Annotated in this window: 14 protein-coding genes; 1 reads left to right on the top strand and 13 read right to left on the bottom strand. The window is 69.1% G+C overall.

Features of this window, described 5'->3' with window-relative positions; translation table 11 throughout:
- Positions 1-482 precede the first annotated feature (482 nt).
- Positions 483-824, top strand: a complete 342-nt coding sequence (locus J2W14_RS18595; RefSeq protein ID WP_307465289.1) for a YciI family protein — start codon at positions 483-485, stop codon at positions 822-824.
- 82 nt (positions 825-906) lie between these two features.
- Here J2W14_RS18595 and J2W14_RS18600 read toward each other — a convergent pair whose 3' ends face one another.
- The 13 genes from J2W14_RS18600 to pyrR form a co-directional block, all read right to left on the bottom strand.
- Positions 907-3060: a primosomal protein N' gene (locus J2W14_RS18600; protein WP_307465291.1), complete on the bottom strand. Its 2154-nt coding sequence runs from the start codon at positions 3058-3060 to the stop codon at positions 907-909.
- A 172-nt stretch (positions 3061-3232) separates the two neighbouring features.
- The gene (metK, locus tag J2W14_RS18605) at positions 3233-4468 is read right to left on the bottom strand and encodes a methionine adenosyltransferase (RefSeq protein ID WP_307465293.1); all 1236 of its coding nucleotides are present in this window, start codon (positions 4466-4468) and stop codon (positions 3233-3235) included.
- 77 nt (positions 4469-4545) lie between these two features.
- On the bottom strand, positions 4546-5826 hold the full coding sequence (locus J2W14_RS18610) for a bifunctional phosphopantothenoylcysteine decarboxylase/phosphopantothenate synthase (protein ID WP_307465294.1): 1281 nt from the start codon (positions 5824-5826) through the stop codon (positions 4546-4548).
- 25 nt (positions 5827-5851) lie between these two features.
- Positions 5852-6112, bottom strand: coding sequence for a DNA-directed RNA polymerase subunit omega (rpoZ, locus tag J2W14_RS18615; RefSeq protein WP_011692102.1), 261 nt, complete (start codon positions 6110-6112; stop codon positions 5852-5854).
- 39 nt (positions 6113-6151) lie between these two features.
- Positions 6152-6724 (bottom strand): guanylate kinase, encoded by a 573-nt coding sequence (gene gmk, locus J2W14_RS18620; RefSeq protein WP_307465297.1) that lies wholly within the window; start codon positions 6722-6724, stop codon positions 6152-6154.
- A gap of 22 nt (positions 6725-6746) precedes the next feature.
- Positions 6747-7082, bottom strand: a complete 336-nt coding sequence (gene mihF / locus J2W14_RS18625) for an integration host factor, actinobacterial type (RefSeq protein WP_307465298.1) — start codon at positions 7080-7082, stop codon at positions 6747-6749.
- A gap of 587 nt (positions 7083-7669) precedes the next feature.
- Positions 7670-8536 carry an orotidine-5'-phosphate decarboxylase gene (gene pyrF, locus J2W14_RS18630; protein ID WP_307465299.1) on the bottom strand — a complete coding sequence of 289 codons (867 nt, stop codon included), beginning with the start codon at positions 8534-8536 and terminating at the stop codon, positions 7670-7672.
- A gap of 4 nt (positions 8537-8540) precedes the next feature.
- Positions 8541-11873, bottom strand: coding sequence for a carbamoyl-phosphate synthase large subunit (carB, locus tag J2W14_RS18635; protein ID WP_307465300.1), 3333 nt, complete (start codon positions 11871-11873; stop codon positions 8541-8543).
- Entirely contained in the window at positions 11873-13165 is a 1293-nt protein-coding gene (gene carA / locus J2W14_RS18640; protein ID WP_307465301.1) for a glutamine-hydrolyzing carbamoyl-phosphate synthase small subunit, read from the bottom strand. Before carA ends, carB begins: the two co-directional genes overlap by 1 nt.
- Positions 13146-13664 (bottom strand): PH-like domain-containing protein, encoded by a 519-nt coding sequence (locus J2W14_RS18645; RefSeq protein WP_307465303.1) that lies wholly within the window; start codon positions 13662-13664, stop codon positions 13146-13148. Before J2W14_RS18645 ends, carA begins: the two co-directional genes overlap by 20 nt.
- Positions 13664-15037 (bottom strand): dihydroorotase, encoded by a 1374-nt coding sequence (locus J2W14_RS18650; RefSeq protein WP_307465305.1) that lies wholly within the window; start codon positions 15035-15037, stop codon positions 13664-13666. Before J2W14_RS18650 ends, J2W14_RS18645 begins: the two co-directional genes overlap by 1 nt.
- Entirely contained in the window at positions 15037-16080 is a 1044-nt protein-coding gene (locus J2W14_RS18655) for an aspartate carbamoyltransferase catalytic subunit (protein WP_307465307.1), read from the bottom strand. Before J2W14_RS18655 ends, J2W14_RS18650 begins: the two co-directional genes overlap by 1 nt.
- On the bottom strand, positions 16077-16676 hold the full coding sequence (gene pyrR / locus J2W14_RS18660; protein ID WP_307465309.1) for a bifunctional pyr operon transcriptional regulator/uracil phosphoribosyltransferase PyrR: 600 nt from the start codon (positions 16674-16676) through the stop codon (positions 16077-16079). Before pyrR ends, J2W14_RS18655 begins: the two co-directional genes overlap by 4 nt.
- Positions 16677-16706 lie beyond the last annotated feature (30 nt).

The raw sequence follows: 16706 nt of genomic DNA on the forward strand, positions 1-16706 counted from the left end.
GCCCCGGTGCCGCTGATTGCAGCCAGCTCCGTAACGGACGCCGCGACAGCCGCCAGTGCCGCCCTGCTCTCCGCACTCCACACCGTGCTTTCCATGCACCCATACCATCACGAGCCACCGACAATAAATGATGAAGTCGGACGCGGTCCAGCGAGACGCCCTGAGGGGCCAAGTTCCGGCCGCCCAGGGTGAAAGTCTTGGATCGACCCTTGAAAAGAGAAGGCCGAACCTCCACGATCTGGAGACCTCGACCCGCACCCCCCGCGCAGAACTCGATCGTGTCGAAGTGATCAATGACTGATCCTCCTCGTCGGCGCGTTTTGGAACGGGTGCTCTGACGGTACCGCTAGGGCAGGTTCTGCGGGTTGGTCGCTGGACCTTGACGACATGTCGGGCGCCGGAGCCATAATCGGTCTGGGCACCAGAGCGGCGCCGCAGAGAAGAACCGACGGATAGTGCCCCCGGAGCAGAGGAGTCCTCGCATGACGAAGTACCTGATCTCGTTCCCCGGTGAGGCCATGGTAGTCCCCGAGGAGGACTTCGAGGCTGTGGTCGAAGCCTCGCACGCCGTCATCGATGAGGCCAAGGCGGCGGGCGTGTACGTCTTCGGCGGCGGGATCAATGAAGACGTAGACCCGGTGCTCGTGGCCGGTGACGGCACCGTCACCGAGGGAACGTACCCGGGCCACAAGGTGCCTAACGGCGGCTACACCATTCTCGAGCTGCCCTCGCGGGAGGCGGCACTCGAGTGGGCCGCGAGGATCGCCGTCGCCTGCCGCTGCTCGCAAGAGCTCCGGCAGTTCCAATACGACCCTGCCAGCTGAGGAGGGCAACCTCATTCAGAGCCGGTCGGCCGCTGCTGGACGTCAGCGGCTGGCTCAGTTCATCACGCTTCGGTTGGGAGTCCTAGAGCACGTCCACGCCGTCGAGCCGCAGCTGGACCGGGTCATCGGTGCGTTTGGCCGCAGCGGCGACCTTGACCGCGCGAAGCACCCGGGTGACCTGTGCGGCCTGCCCGTAGGGGATGAACAGCAGCGTCCGGACGTCCTCATCGGCTTTCCCCTGGGATCCTGCCGGTCCGGGGGCGCCTGCCATCACGAGGGGGGCCGGGCCCGCGGTCCGCAGCACGATCCCCTGCGTGCCCAGCTGCTGTTCGACGGCCTGGCCGAAGTGCCCGACGGCGGTCCGGCCGCCGGTGATGGACGCGACCCGGACAGCCGGCGGCAGCTGAAGTTCCTGGCGCAGGGACAGTTCCCGCTGGGCGTAGCCGGCAGGGTCCCAGCGCAGCAGAGCCCCGACGCCGGCTGCGTCGTCGGCGGTGATGACCACCAGACCGCCGTCACCCGCAGGCCGGACCAGGGCAGCGGCGTTGAACCAGCGCCGGACAGCGTCCTCCCCCGCCCGCAGGTTCTCACGCCGCAGCAGCGAGTCGCCGTCGAGCAGAAGTGCCGCCGCGTAGCCGCCGGCCGCGACAGGCTCCGCGCCGACCGTGGCCACGACCAGGGCTTTGGAATCCGGAACCGTGGCCAGCACCCGGTCCCCGGACGACGTGACGACGGGTTTGCCCGGGAAGGCGCGGCCCAGTTCTTCGGCCGTGCGCAGAGCCCCGGTGGCGCCCCGCCGGAGCCGGACCCCGTTGCACGTGCCGCAGCGCCAGGCCGGCGCCGGCGTCGAACACCACCGGCACTGCGGCACGGCGGAGCTCCCGGTGGCCCCGGCGATGGCCAGCGGCCCGCTGCAGGCGGTACAACGCGCCGGTTCCCGGCAGTTGTCGCAGGCAAGCGACGGCGCGTAGCCCGCCCTCGCCACCTGGACCAGGACCGGGCCCCGTTCAAGCCCGTCCTTGGCGGCGCGCCAGGCGGCGCCCGGCAGCCGGGCAATCCTGGCCAACGGATCATGTTCGAGTTCGTAGCTGTCCGCGGTGTTCAGCACCCGCGGAACGGTCCGGCGGACGACGGCGCGGTCTGCCTCCACCGGCCACGCCCACCCTGCCTCAACGAGGCGCTGCGTTTCGGTGCTCCGGGTGTGCCCGGCGAGCAGGCACGCGGCACCCTCCTGCTCGGCGCGCAGCAGCAGGACCTCGCGGGAGTGGGCATAGGGTGAGCGCTGCTCGATGTGCAGGTCGTCGCCGTCATCCCAGCAGACCACCAGGCCAAGATTGTGGACAGGCGCGTAGGCGGCGGAACGGGTCCCAACGGCGACCCCGGCGGCGCCGCTGAGGATGCGCAGGAAACTGCGGTAGCGCGGGGTCTGGCCGTCGTCCGCGGTGAGCCGGGCCACGTCCCCGGCCGGCAGGAGCTGCAGGAGGGCGGCTTCTACCCGGTCCAGGTCCCGGTAGTCGGGCACGACGACGACGGCGCCGCGGCCGGACAGGCGCACGGCCGCGACCGCCTCGGCAATCAGGCGGGGCCAGCCTCCGGGACCGTAACCCTGGAGCGCGCCGAGCACGGCCCGCGGCGACTCCCCGGCATTGAGGCGCTGCAGGAAGGCCGGGCCGTTGCGGTACGAGGACCAGCTGGAGGCTTCCAGGCCGGCGGGGATGGCCTGCCCCGCCCCGTTGTCGGCCCCGTCCGCGAAGAGGGCCGGATCCAGGACTCCATCAGGAGCGAGGTCCTTTTCGAGTTTCGCCATCCGCGGCGGCACGGCGACGCGGAGCACGTCGCTGACGTTGCCGGCGTAACGCGCCGCGACGCGGTAGGCGAGGTCCGCGACGGAGGCCGTCAGCACCGGGACCGGAGAGACCACCTTGTGCAGCGGGACGAGGGGGTGCCCGGCGTCGGATTCGGCCACCCGTTCGATCAGGTAGCCGGCCAGTTCCTGGCCGTTGAACTTCACCTTCACCCGCACACCCGGCTGCGCTGCCGCGTCGAGCCCGGCGGGCACGCTGTAGTCGAAGGGCCGGTCAAGGTGCGGAAGGGAGGACTCGAGCCGCACTCGGGCCACCGGGAGCCGGTCGGCGAGGGGCGGGCCGGGGGCCTCGGCTGCCGAGGCTGGAAAACCCTGCAGCAGCGACAACTGGAAGGGCTCGTCCGGCGCGGCGGCGCCATGGCTCGGGCTCATCGCGGGTGTCCTCCCTTCAGCAACGGGTCAGTGCCGGCCCAGGAAGCGCCGGCTCAACAAAGAATAGCCAGGCCGCCGGGATCGGCGGCCTGGCTACAGCACATCACAGGGCAGTGACATTATTTCGGGACAGCAGTCCAAGACAGCATCTCCAGACAGGGACAGTGGCGTCTCAGGCGTTGAAGAAGGCCTTCAGCGCATCCACACGGTCCAGCCGCTCCCAGGTGAAGTCGGGATCCTCGCGGCCGAAGTGGCCGTGCGCGGCGGTCTTGGCGTAGATCGGGCGCTTGAGGTCGAGGGCATCGATGATGGCCCGGGGTCGCAGATCGAAGATCTCGGCGATCGCGGCACTGATCCGGGCGGGATCGACGGTCTCGGTGCCGAAGGTCTCGACGTAGGTTCCCACCGGGCGGGCCTGGCCGATCGCGTAGGCGATCTGGATTTCGGCGCGCTTCGCGAGACCGGCAGCAACCACGTTCTTGGCCACCCAGCGCATCGCGTAGGCCGCCGAGCGGTCCACCTTGGACGGGTCCTTGCCGGAGAAGGCACCGCCGCCGTGGCGGGCCATGCCGCCGTAGGTGTCAACGATGATCTTGCGGCCCGTGAGGCCGGCGTCGCCGACCGGGCCGCCGATGACGAAGGCACCAGCCGGGTTCAGGATGTTTTTGGCCCGGGAGATGTCCAGGTTGGACAGCGCCATGACCGGGTCGACGACGTGGGCGGCAAGGTCGGCGCGGAGCTGGTCAAGGCTGGCGCCCTCGGCGTGCTGGCTGGAAATTACGACGGTCTCGACCGAGACGGGCCGGTCGCCGTCGTAGCCGACCGTGACCTGGGTCTTGCCGTCGGGGCGCAGGTAGGACAGTTCGCCGTTCTTCCGGACTTCGGTGAGCCGTTCGGACAGGCGGTGCGCGAGCCAGATCGGAACCGGCATGTAGGAGGGGGTCTCGTCGCTGGCGTAGCCGAACATCAGGCCCTGGTCACCGGCGCCCTGGAGGTCGTAGTCGTCCTCCTGGCGACCCTCGCGGGCTTCGAGCGAATTGAAGACGCCGCCGGCGATGTCGTTGGACTGCTGGCCGATCGAGACGGACACACCGCAGCGGGCGCCGTCGAACCCGTTGGCCGAGGAGTCGTAGCCGATGCCCAGGATGGTTTCCCGGACGATCTGCGGGATTTCGACGTAGGCGTCGGTCGTGACCTCGCCGGCGACGTGGACCAGCCCGGTGGTGGCCAGCGTCTCCACGGCAACCCGGGACTCGGGGTCCTTGGCCAGCAGGGCATCGAGGATCGCATCGCTGATCTGGTCGCAGATCTTGTCGGGATGGCCTTCGGTCACCGACTCGGACGTGAAGAGCCGGAGCGAAGGGGGCGTGGACCCGTGAAAGTCAGGGATGTGCAGCGGTAAAGTCACTCAACTACCTTACTGGTTGGAAAACGGACGTCCGGCGGCGTGTGTCCCTGTGCTAAGGAGACGTTGCTTACGCCGTTTCAGGCGGGCGGGACAACCCGGCTCAGCTCTGCGCTGATGCGGTCAATCACGGCAGCCGCAACGTCGGATTTGGAACCCGACGCCTCTTGGGGTTCGGAGCCGGTACGGGAAAGGATGACTACGGAGTTGGTGTCCTCGCCGAAGACCTTGTCCTGTCCCACGTGGTTGACCACCAGCAGGTCGCAGGCCTTGCGGCGCAGCTTGGCGGCGGCGTAGTCCAGGACGTCGCCGTCCGCGTCGCCCGTCTCGGCCGCGAACCCGACGATCAGCTGGCGGCGGGAGGCCGCATCCCGGGTCTCGACGAGCTCGCGCAGGATGTCCGGGTTCCGGACCAGCGAGATGACGGGATCGGCGACGTCGTCGCGCTTCTTGATTTTCGTCCCGGAGACATCCGCAGGGCGGAAGTCGGCGACGGCGGCGGCCATGATGATGACATCGGAGTCCGCGGCGGCGTGCAGGGCGGCCTTGCGGAGCTCCAGTGCGGTCTCGACCTTGACCACGTTCACGCCGGCCGGCGGCGGGACGTCCATGTGGGCGGCCAGCAGCCGGACCTTGGCGCCGGCGTCGCGGGCGGCGGCGGCCAGCGCCACGCCCTGCTTGCCGGAGGAACGGTTGCCGAGGAACCGGACGGGGTCCAGTGGTTCCCGGGTGCCGCCGGCGCTGATCGTGACGGTGAGCCCGGCCAGCGGACCCCGCGGTGAGGCCAGCAAGGCATCCGACGCCGACAGCGGCGGCGTCGCGGGCACCGACGGGGCACCGGCGAGAGCCAGTGCCGCTTCGAAGATGGCCTCAGGTTCCGGGAGCCGGCCCGGTCCGGAGTCCGAACCGGTCAGCCGGCCGGAGGCGGGCTCCAGCACGGTGATGCCCCGGCTGCGGAGCGTCTCGACGTTGGCCTGGGTCGCCGGGTGCTGCCACATCTCGGTGTGCATGGCGGGGGCCATCAGCACCGGGCAGCCGCCGGCCATCAGGAGCGTATTGCTCAGGAGGTCGTTGGCCTGGCCGGTGGCAGCGCGTGCCAGCAGGTCGGCGGTGGCGGGGGCCACCACGATCAGCTCGGCTTCGTGGCCGAGGCGGACATGGTTGACCGTGTGCACCTCGTCGAAGACGCTGTTGCTGACCGGATGCCCGGACAGGGCTTCCCACGTGGCGACGCCGACGAAACGGGTCGCGGCCTCCGTGGGGATGACGGTGACGTCATGGCCTGCTTCAGTAAAAAGCCGGAGGAGCGACGCCACCTTGTAGGCGGCTATCCCTCCCCCGACTCCGAGGACTATGCGCACGTGACCTCCGCCTGCGGCTGCGTAATTACTCTGCAGGTTCGATCGGCGTGGAAACGAGCTTGCCTTCGTTGATCTCGCGCAGCGCGATGGAGAGCGACTTCTCGTTCAGCTTGGTGTCGACCAGCGGGCCGACGTACTCGAACAGGCCCTCGTGCAGCTGGGCGTAGTACGCGTTGATCTGGCGGGCGCGCTTGGCGCCGAAAATCACCAGTCCGTACTTCGAATCGGCGGCCTTCAGCAGCTCGTCGATCGGCGGGTTGATGATGCCTTCAAGGTTCGTGGACACGAATTCTCCAAATTCTAACGGGCCGATACGTCCCGGCGCCTAGCGTGGGTTCGGGGTCAGCCCCATGAGTGAAACTAGCTCGTCCGCTGCCCGTCGAACGTCATCATTGATGACGGTGTGGTCAAACTCCGGTTCAGCGGCAAGTTCTAGTTTAGCGGTTTCCAGCCTCTGCTGCTGTTCTTCCGCTGTTTCCGTGCCGCGGCCCACTAGACGGCGGACCATTTCGTCCCAGCTCGGCGGCGCCAGGAAGACAAACTGGGCCTCGGGCACGGCGTGCTTGACCTGCCGGGCACCCTGCAGGTCGATCTCCAGGAGCACCGAACGGCCGTCGGCGATCGCGGCGTCCACCGTGCTGCGCAGGGTGCCGTAGCGGTTGCGTCCGTGGACCACGGCCCACTCCAGGAGTTCGCCGTTCTCGACCAGGGAATCGAACTCCTCGGCTGATTTGAAGAAGTAATGCACGCCGTCGACTTCGCCGGGCCGAGGGGGCCGGGTGGTCGCCGAGACGGAAAGCCAGACGCCGGGATAGTTGTCCCGGATGTAGGTGGACACGGTGCCTTTGCCAACAGCCGTCGGGCCGGCGAGGACTGTCAGTCCCGGTTTCTTGCTCACATATTCCTTCGTGCGGGGTGGGTCAGCGCGGCGGACCGGGCTGTTTGTCGTCTACAAAATCTACCAGCGCCCGGCGCTGGTGAATTCCCAGGCCACGGACCCGGCGCGACGCCGCGATGCCGAGCTGTTCCATGATGGCCGCGGCCCGCACCCTCCCGATGCCGGGAAGCGCCTCGAGCAGTTCCACGATCCTCATCCGCGCGATCGCGTCGTCAGTTTCCCCGGCGCTGAGCAGCTCCGAAATGGACAGCTCTCCGGTCTTGAGCCGGTCCTTGGCGGCGGCCCGGGTGGTCCTGGCGGCGGCGGCCTTGCCCAAGGCGTCGGCACGCTCCTGCGGAGTGAGGGGTCGCAGACTCACTGAATGCCTCCCTGCATTGGCGGGCGGACCGCGCAAACGGCCCGGCCGGACGGGCCGAACAGCACCCCGGCCGGTACCGCGGACTTGTCCTGAACCTACCGTCTTGGCGAGGCAGAAATCAATGGACAAGTTCGGCGGCGCGGCCACCCGGAACAGACGACGGCGGTGCGGCGGCAGACCAGCAGCGGCCGTGCGACGGCGCCTGGCCCCGGCCATCTGACACGAATGGCTGCTATTCCGTGCATGACTGCGGCCATCTGACACGAATGGCCGCTATTTTGGCCACCTTAGCGACCACTTGCGTCACATGGGTGCGCCGAGACGCATGACAGCGGTTCCCCGACTGCCGCCATCTGACACGAATGGCCGCCATTCCGGGCAAGACTGCAGCCATCTGACACATATGGCTGCTATTCCGGTCACTATGGCGGCCACTTGCGTCACACGGGTGCCCCGTGACTCGTGGTGAGGGCCTTCCGGGTGCCGGGAGCAGCCCGGCGTCCCTGCCCGCCGCCGGAGTGCCTCGGCCGCTGTGCCCGAGGTGCCCCTGTGGCCCGTGTGCCCGCTGATGCGGACGATGGCCGTGGCTACGCCGCGCGCAGCTCCTCGAGGGTCCGCCGGGCGGCGTCGCGCAGGTCCTGGATCCGGGGACCGGCGCCGAGGATGTCACGGCTGGACGTTCCGAGCACCTGGCCGTAGGCGCTGCCGAAAGTGCGGCGCAGATCCGCGGCCGTGGCGCCCTGCGCGCCGAGGCCCGGGGCCAGGATCGGGCCTCGCACCGCGGCGAGGTCCAGGTCCAGGTCCGTGAGGGCAGAGCCGACCGTCGCGCCGACAACGAGGCCGGTGGAACCCAGCTCCCCCGCGTAGCGCTTGTTCTCCGCTGCGGCCGCCCGCACGATCCGGCGGGCCACGGAGTCCGCGCCGCCGACGTGCTGGACGGACGCGCCCTCCGGGTTGGACGTCAGCGCCAGGACGAAGACGCCGCGGCCGGACTGTGCCGCGAGGTCCAGGGCCGGGCGGAGTGATTCGAAGCCCAGGTACGGGCTCAGCGTGACCGAGTCGGCGGCCAGGGCCGACCCGTCCCGCAGCCAGGCATCCGCGTAAGCGGCCATGGTGGAGCCGATGTCGCCGCGCTTGGCGTCGGCGATGGTCAGCACCGAGGCCTCCGCCGCCGCGGCAAGGGTGCGCTCCAGCACGGCCATGCCCTGGGAGCCGTGCCGCTCGTACAGCGCCACCTGAGGCTTGACCGCGGCAGCGAGCGAAGCCACCGCCTCCAGGACGGTGAGCGAGAACCGCTCCAGCCCGGCGACGTCGTCGTTCAGTCCCCAACTGCCCAGCAGCGCAGGGTGCGGGTCGATCCCGACGCACAACGGACCGCGGTCCGCCATGGCCAGGCCCAGCCGGGAGCCGAAGGACTCCCGGCTGGCCAGGCCGCCGGCGCTGCCCTCAGGCATGCCGTCAGCCGGCATTCTGCGTGACCCGTTCCTGCGCGACCCGTTCGTGCGAGGCGAACAGCGCGGCGGCATGCTCCTGCAGGCTCGTGACCGACCACTCGTAGGTGCGCAGCGCCTCGATGGCTTGGACGGCGGCGTTGAACTCGGCGACCGTCGTGATGCACGGGATGCCGATCGAGGTAGCCGCTGCGCGCAGCTCGTAGCCGTCGCTGCGGGCCTCGCCGCCCGAGGGGGTGTTGAAGACCATGTCGATCTCCCCGGCGATGACGAGGTCGGCGATGGTGCCCTCCCCCTCGGCGCTGGAGCCCTCGGCGACCTTCCGGACCGGGGTAGCCTGGATGCCGTTGCGGCGCAGCACGTCGGCGGTGCCGCCGGTGGAGACGATCTCGAAGCCGAGGTCGGAGAGCCGCTTGACCCCCATGATGACCGACCGCTTGTCCCGGTTGGCCACCGAGACGAAGATCTTGCCCTCGGTGGGCAGCGCGTTGTTGGCGGCGGCCTGGCTCTTGGCGAAGGCGGTGTCGAAGTGCTTGTCGATGCCCATGACCTCGCCGGTGGACCGCATTTCCGGCCCGAGCAGCGAATCCACGACCTTGCCCTCCGGTGTGCGGAAGCGGCTGAACGGCAGCACGGCTTCCTTGACCGAGACCGGGGCGTCCAGCGGCAGCGTGGAGCCGTCGCCGGTTTCCGGCAGCATCTTGTAGGCCGTGCGGAGCTGGTTGACGGTGACGCCGGTGCCGATCAGGGCAGCGGCCTTCGCCATCTGCACGCCGGTCGCCTTGGAGACGAACGGCACTGTGCGGGAGGCCCGCGGGTTGGCTTCCAGGACGTAGAGCACGTCGGAGGCCAGGGCGAACTGGATATTGATCAGGCCGCGGACACCCACGCCCTCGGCGATCGCCAGCGTCGCCGCGCGGACCCGCTCCAGCACGTTGTTGCCCAGGGTGATGGGCGGCAGCACGCAGGCCGAGTCGCCGGAGTGGATGCCGGCTTCCTCGATGTGCTCCATGATGCCGCCGAGGTACATCTCGGTGCCGTCGTAGAGGGCGTCGACGTCGATTTCGACGGCGTCCTCGAGGAACCGGTCGATCAGCACCGGGTGCTCGGTGGTGATCTCGGTGGCGTTGGCGATGTAGCGCGAGAGGTTGGGCTCGTCGTAGACGATCTCCATGCCGCGGCCGCCGAGCACGTAGGACGGGCGGACCAGGACCGGGTAGCCGATCTCATCGGCGATCTTCTTGGCGTCCTCGAAGGACACGGCCGTGCCGTTCTTCGGCGAGATCAGCCCGGCCTTGTCGAGCACCCGGGAGAAGGCGCCGCGGTGCTCGGCCAGGTCAATCGCTTCCGGGGACGTGCCGAGGATCGGCACGCCGGCGTCTGCGAGCTGCTGGGCGAGCTTGAGCGGGGTCTGGCCGCCGAGCTGGACGAAGACGCCCATCACGCCGCCGGTGCGCTCCTCGGCCGCGATGACCTCGAGCACGTCCTCCAGCGTGAGCGGCTCGAAGTACAGCCGGGTGGAGACGTCGTAGTCGGTGGAGACGGTCTCGGGGTTGCAGTTGACCATCACGGTCTCGTAGCCGGCCTTGCGCAGCGCCATCGAGGCGTGCACGCAGGAGTAGTCGAATTCGATGCCCTGCCCGATCCGGTTCGGGCCGGACCCGAGGATGATGATGGACGGTTTGGCGTGCAGCGCGACCTCGTCCTCCTCGTCGTAGGAGGAGTAGTGGTACGGCGTGTACGCGGCGAATTCGGCGGCGCAGGTGTCGACGGTCTTGTACACCGGGCGGATGCCGAGGGCCTGCCGGACGCCGCGGACGACGTCCTCGGAGTTGTGCGTCAGGGCGCCGATCTGCTCGTCGGAGAAGCCGTGGCGCTTGGCGCGTTTCAGCATCTCCGGGGTCAGGGCGGCGGCCTTGCGGATCTCGACGGAGATCTCGTTCAGGAGCTGGAGCTGGTCCAGGTACCAGGGGTCGATCTTCGTTGCCTCGAAGAGCTGCTCCACGGTGGCGCCGCCGAGCAGGGCGCGCTGGACCTGGTGCAGGCGGTCCGTCGTGGGCCGCTTGGACTTCTCGATCAGCTCCGCGACTTCCCATTCCGGGACGTGGCTGAAGTCCAGCTGGGAGCCCTTCTGCTCCAGGGAGCGCAGCGCCTTCTGCAGGGCCTCGGTGAAGTTCCGGCCCATGGCCATGGCCTCGCCCACCGACTTCATGGTGGTGGTCAGGGTGGGGTCCGCCGCCGGGAACTTCTCGAACGCGAAGCGCGGGACCTTCACGACGACGTAGTCCAGGGTCGGCTCGAAGGACGCCGGGGTCTTCTGGGTGATGTCGTTCGGGATCTCGTCGAGCGTGTAGCCGAGGGAGAGCTTGGTGGCGATCTTGGCGATCGCGAAGCCGGTGGCCTTGGAGGCCAGGGCGGAGGAGCGGGAGACGCGCGGGTTCATCTCGATCACGACGACGCGTCCGGTGTCGGGCTCGACGGCGAACTGGATGTTGCAGCCGCCGGTGTCGACGCCGACCTCGCGGATGACGGCGATGGAGATGTCGCGCAGGCGCTGGTACTCGCGGTCCGTCAGGGTCAGGGCCGGGGCGACGGTGATCGAGTCGCCGGTGTGCACGCCGACCGGGTCGAAGTTCTCGATGGAGCAGACGACCACGACGTTGTCGTTCTTGTCGCGCATCATCTCGAGCTCGTATTCCTTCCAGCCCAGGATGCTCTCTTCGAGCAGCACCTCGGACGTGGGGCTGTATTGCAGCCCCTGGCCGACGATCCGGCGGAGGTCCTTCTCGTCGTAGGCGAGGCCGGAGCCGAGGCCGCCCATGGTGAAGGAGGGCCGGACGACCATGGGGTAGCCGAGGTCCTCGGCGGCGGCCAGGGCCTCGTCGATGGTGTGGATGATGTGGCTGCGGGCCGATTCGGCGCCGCAGCGTTCCACGACGCCCTTGAACTTCTCGCGGTCCTCGCCGAGTTCGATCGCGGCGATGTTGGCGCCGATCAGCTCGACGTTGTACTTCTCCAGCACGCCGTTCTTGTCCAGGGCGATGGCGGTGTTCAGCGCGGTCTGGCCGCCCAGGGTGGGCAGGAGCGCGTCCGGGCGTTCCTTGGCGATGATCTTCTCGACCACCTCGGGGGTGATCGGCTCGATGTAGGTGGCGTCGGCGAACTCCGGGTCGGTCATGATGGTGGCCGGGTTGGAGTTGACGAGGATGACGCGGAGGCCTTCCTCCTTGAGGACGCGCAGTGCCTGGGTGCCGGAGTAGTCGAATTCGGCGGCCTGGCCGATCACGATCGGACCGGAACCGATGACCAGGACGCTCTTAAGGTCAGTTCTCTTGGGCATTACTTCGTATCCTCAGTCTTGGATTCGGTGGCAGTCTTTGTCTTTGAAGCAGTGTCCGCCATCAGCTCGATGAAGCGGTCGAAGAGGTAGGCGGCGTCGTGCGGTCCGGAGGCGGCCTCGGGGTGGTACTGCACCGAGAACGCCGGGATGTCCAGGCAGGACAGGCCTTCGACGACGTCGTCGTTGAGGCTCACGTGGCTGACCTCGACGCGGCCGAAGCGCTCCTCGGGGGCCTGCGTGGCGCCGTCGAGCGGGGCGTCGACGGCGAAGCCGTGGTTCTGCGAGGTGATCTCGACTTTGCCGGTGCGGCGGTCCATCACCGGCTGGTTGATGCCGCGGTGGCCGTAGCGCAGTTTGTAGGTGCCGAAGCCCAGGGCGCGGCCCAGGATCTGGTTGCCGAAGCAGATGCCGAAGTACGGGATCTTCTCGTCCAGGACCGAGCGGAGCAGCTTGACCTGGTTGTCGGCGGTGGCGGGGTCGCCCGGGCCGTTGGACATAAAGAAGCCGTCGGGGTTGACCGCCTGGACGTCGGCCAGGGTAGCGGTGGCCGGCAGCACGTGCACCCGGACGCCGCGTTCGGCGAACCGGATCGGGGTCATCCGCTTGATGCCGAGGTCGATCGCGGCGATGCTGAACCGCGGCTCGCCGTCCCAGCCCCAGTCCTTGGGCTCCACGATGTAGGCCTCGTCCACGCTGACTTCCTCGGCCAGGCGTGAGCCTTCCATCGGGGCACTCCCCAGGACGGTGTCCACGAGTTCCTTGTCCGTGGCGCGGACGGCGTCGCCGGAGAAGATCCCGGCGCGCATGGTCTTGTGTTCGCGCAGGTGGCGGGTGATGGCGCGGGTGTCCACGCCCTGGATGCCCACGATCCCCTGCTCGACCAGCTCATCGTCCAGGGAACGCTCGGAACGCCAGTTGGAGGGCCGCCGGGCGGCGTCGCGGACGATGTAGCCGGCCACCCAGATCCGCCGGGACTCGGCGTCGTCCTTGTTCACGCCGGTGTTGCCGATGTGCGGGGCGGTCTGGACCACCAGCTGGCGGGCGTAGGAGGGGTCCGTGATGGTTTCCTGGTAGCCGGTCATTCCCGTCGCGAACACGGCCTCGCCGAGCGCGGTTCCGGTGGCGCCGTAGCTGGTCCCGCGGAAAATCCGGCCGTCCTCGAGGACGAGGGCTGCCGGGGTGGATGCTGCTGCTGTTGCTGACACTGCTGATTCTGACACTGCTGTTGCTGAAACTGCTGTTGCTGAAACTTCGTTGGAGTCCGTCACGTCGTTACTTTCCACTATCGGCATCGGCCTGAGGGGCCGCGGGGATCAAATCTTGCAGGGCGTTGAGGAGGGTGGTTTTGTCGTCGGCGTGCCGGGTGCGGAACCCGGAATCCAGTTCACGGCTGCCGAGCATCCAGCTGAGCACCAGCAGTCCGTCCTTTTCGACGAACTTGCCGGCCATGCCGCTTTCCTGCCGCACCCCGGTGAGGCTGGCGGCCGGGATGAAGACCGGGCCGGCGCCGGAGCGGTCGAAGAGCACGCCCTGCGGGTGGACGCTGAGTTCGGCGTTGGTGCGGATACCCAGGTTGTGCACGGCGATGCGGTCCAGCCAGTCGCCGGCGGTGGTGGAGGCCACGTACTGGCCGTCGGCGACCGCCACCGCCGCGCCCAGTTCCGCCGGGATCTCCGGCAGCGGGTCGACGTCGGCCTGGCGGCGCAGCCGGTTCCGCCAGCCGAGCCAGATCAGGGCCAGCGCGACGCCGATCAGGACCAGCGTGAGGAGCAGCGACAGTTCCTTGACCATCAGTTGCTGCCTGCCGCGGTGCCGGGCAGCTCGGTGGTCTCCGGGAGCCACCGGTACGGGGTGTTGAGCTTGCCGTCGAGGACGGTGGGGTGGCCCTTGAAGAATGTCGCCACCACCTTGCCGGGCAGTTCCCGGCCGGCAAACGGAGAGTTACGGCCCATGGTTGCCATTTTAGAAGGGTCCACGGTCCAGCGCGCAGCCGGGTCCACGAGTGTGACGTTGGCGGGTTCGCCGGCGTCGAGCGGGCGGCCCTGGTCCTCCAGCCGGCCGATCGCGGCAGGCGCAGTGGAAGTGACCCGGGCGAAGTCAGCCCAGCCCATCAGCCCGGTTTCGATCATGGTGTGCTGCACCACGGACAGCGCGGTTTCCAGCCCGGTCATGCCCATGGCGGCCTGCGCCCATTCGCATTCCTTGTGCTCGCTCGGGTGCGGGGCGTGGTCGGTGCCCACGACGTCGATCGTGCCGTCGGCCAGCGCGGCGCGCAGGGCCTGGACGTCGGCGTCGGTGCGCAGGGGCGGGTTGACCTTGTAGACCGGGTCGTAGCTGCGGGCGAGCTCGTCCGTGAGCCAGAGGTGGTGCGGGGTGACCTCGGCCGTGACGTTGACGCCGCGGGACTTGGCCCAGCGGATGATCTCCACGGATCCGGCGGTGGAGACGTGGCAGACGTGGAGCCGGGAGCCCACGTGCTGGGCGAGCAGCACGTCGCGGGCGATGATGCTTTCCTCGGCGACGGCGGGCCAGCCGGTGAGGCCGAGGACGGCGGAGACCTCGCCCTCGTTCATCTGCGCGCCGGCGGTGAGCCGCGGTTCCTGCGCGTGCTGGGCCACGACGCCGTCGAACGCCTTGACGTATTCCAGCGCGCGGCGCATCAGGACGGGATCGTGGACGCAGATCCCGTCGTCGGAGAAGACCCGGACGCGGGCGCGGGAGTCGGCCATCGCGCCGAGTTCGGCCAGCTGCTCCCCCGCGAGGCCGACGGTGACCGCGCCGACCGGGCGGACGTCCACCCAGCCGGCGGTGCGGCCGAGCGTGAGGACCTGCTCGACGACGCCGGCGGTGTCCGCCACCGGGGTGCTGTTCGCCATCGCGTGCACGGCCGTGTAGCCGCCCAGGGCCGCGGCGCGGGTCCCGGTCTCGACCGTTTCGGCGTCTTCGCGGCCGGGTTCGCGCAGGTGGGTGTGGATGTCGACCATGCCGGGGAGGGCCACGAGCCCGGCGGCCTCGATGACGGTCGCGCCGCCGGCCGGAAGGTTCTGCCCGCGTTCGGCGATGATCCCGTCGCGGATGAGGAGGTCTTCGGGGGCTCCGCCGAGGATGGCGGCGCCGCGGATCAGGTAGGCGCCGGTGCCTGCGTCCTGTTGCTGTGATGCCATTAGTGGCTCTCCTTGGTGACGAGGGCGGAGGTGTGCTCTGCGGGGGTGGAATGGGTGGAGTTCGCCTGGTGCGCCGGTTCGCGGGTGTCCCCGGAGAGCAGCAGGTACAGGGCTGCCATGCGGATGGACACGCCGTTGCGGACCTGGGCCAGCACCGTGGAGCGGGGCGAGTCGGCCGCGGCGGAGGAGATCTCCAGGCCGCGGTTCATCGGCCCGGGGTGCATGATGATGGTGTCCTTGAGGCCCAGGCTGTCCAGGGCGCGGAGCCGGTTGTCGTCGAAGCCCCAGCGGCGCGAGTATTCGCGGGTGGTCGGAAAGAAGGAGGCGTTCATCCGTTCGCCCTGCACGCGCAGCATCATCATCGCGTCGACGCCGCGGGCCAGGGTCTCGTCGAGGTCGTAGCTGACGCTGCACGGCCACTTTTCGACGCCGATCGGCAGCAGCGTCGGCGGGGCGACCAGGGTGACCTCGGCGCCGAGGGTGCGCAGCAGCCAGACGTTGGAGCGGGCCACCCGGGAGTGCAGCACGTCCCCGGCGATAGCGACCCGCATGCCGGTGAGGTCGGCGCCGGCGGAGGGGGTGCCGGCCAGTTTGGACCAGTGCCGGCGCATGGTGAAGGCGTCCAGCAGCGCCTGGGTGGGGTGTTCGTGGGTGCCGTCGCCGGCGTTGATGACGGCGGCGTCGATCCAGTCCGTGGCGGCGAGCCGGTGCGGGGCGCCGGAGGCCCAGTGCCGGATGACGACCGCGTCCGCCCCCATCGCGGAGAGGGTCTGGGCCGTGTCCTTGAGGGATTCGCCCTTGGAGACGGAGGAGCCCTTCGCCGCGAAGTTGATGACGTCGGCGGAGAGCCGTTTGGCGGCGGCTTCGAAGGAGATCCGGGTGCGTGTGGAATCCTCGAAGAACAGGTTGACGACGGTGCGGCCGCGCAGGGTGGGAAGCTTTTTGACCTCGCGCTCCCCCACGGCCGCCATTTCCTCGGCGGTGTCGAGGATGCGGATGGCGTTGGACCGGCTCAGGTCTTCGGTGGAGAGCAGGTGCCTCACGCGGTGGCCTCGATGACCACTTCGTTGACCGGAACACCGTCGACCGCATCGGTTTCGGCGAGCCGGACCCGGACCTTCTCGGAGGAGGAGGTGGGGAGGTTCTTGCCGACGTGGTCCGCGCGGATGGGCAGTTCCCGGTGGCCGCGGTCGATCAGCACCGCAAGGCGGACGATGCGCGGGCGGCCGAGGTCGATGATCGCGTCGAGGGCTGCCCGGATGGTCCGGCCGGAGTACAGGACGTCGTCAATCAGCACCACAACCTTGTTGTCGATGCCGGTGCGGGGAAGCTGGGTAGGGTACGGCGGGCGTATCCCCTGGTGCGAGAGGTCGTCGCGGAACATGGTCACGTCCAGCTGCCCGACGATCGCGGCGGGGTCCACGGTGGGATCGGCGGCGGCAATCTTGGCGGCGAGCCGGACGGCGAGGGGATAGCCCCGGCGCGGGATGCCCAGCAGGACCAGGTCCTGGGAGCCCTTGTTGGACTCCAGGATTTCGTGGGCGATACGAGTGAGTGCACGGTCGATGTCCGCCTGGTTGAGTACCACTCGGGTGAGTACAACCTTGGCCGGAACCGGTGCTTCTGGAACAGAAGTCAACGCTCGTCTCCCCTTTCCCCGCCTCACGGG

Source organism: Pseudarthrobacter oxydans (genome assembly GCF_030812335.1).
Taxonomy (GTDB): Bacteria; Actinomycetota; Actinomycetes; order Actinomycetales; family Micrococcaceae; genus Arthrobacter; species Arthrobacter oxydans_B.

Bases quoted from the DNA above. Each gene is read 5' to 3' on its own strand.
- J2W14_RS18600 (WP_307465291.1), bottom strand. From the start codon at position 3,060: ATGAGCCCGAGCCATGGCGCCGCCGCGCCGGACGAGCCCTTCCAGTTG.
- carB (WP_307465300.1), bottom strand. From the start codon at position 11,873: ATGCCCAAGAGAACTGACCTTAAGAGCGTCCTGGTCATCGGTTCCGGT.
- J2W14_RS18645 (WP_307465303.1), bottom strand. From the start codon at position 13,664: ATGGTCAAGGAACTGTCGCTGCTCCTCACGCTGGTCCTGATCGGCGTC.
- carA (WP_307465301.1), bottom strand. From the start codon at position 13,165: ATGCCGATAGTGGAAAGTAACGACGTGACGGACTCCAACGAAGTTTCA.
- J2W14_RS18595 (WP_307465289.1), top strand. From the start codon at position 483: ATGACGAAGTACCTGATCTCGTTCCCCGGTGAGGCCATGGTAGTCCCC.
- J2W14_RS18650 (WP_307465305.1), bottom strand. From the start codon at position 15,037: ATGGCATCACAGCAACAGGACGCAGGCACCGGCGCCTACCTGATCCGC.
- pyrF (WP_307465299.1), bottom strand. From the start codon at position 8,536: ATGCCTGAGGGCAGCGCCGGCGGCCTGGCCAGCCGGGAGTCCTTCGGC.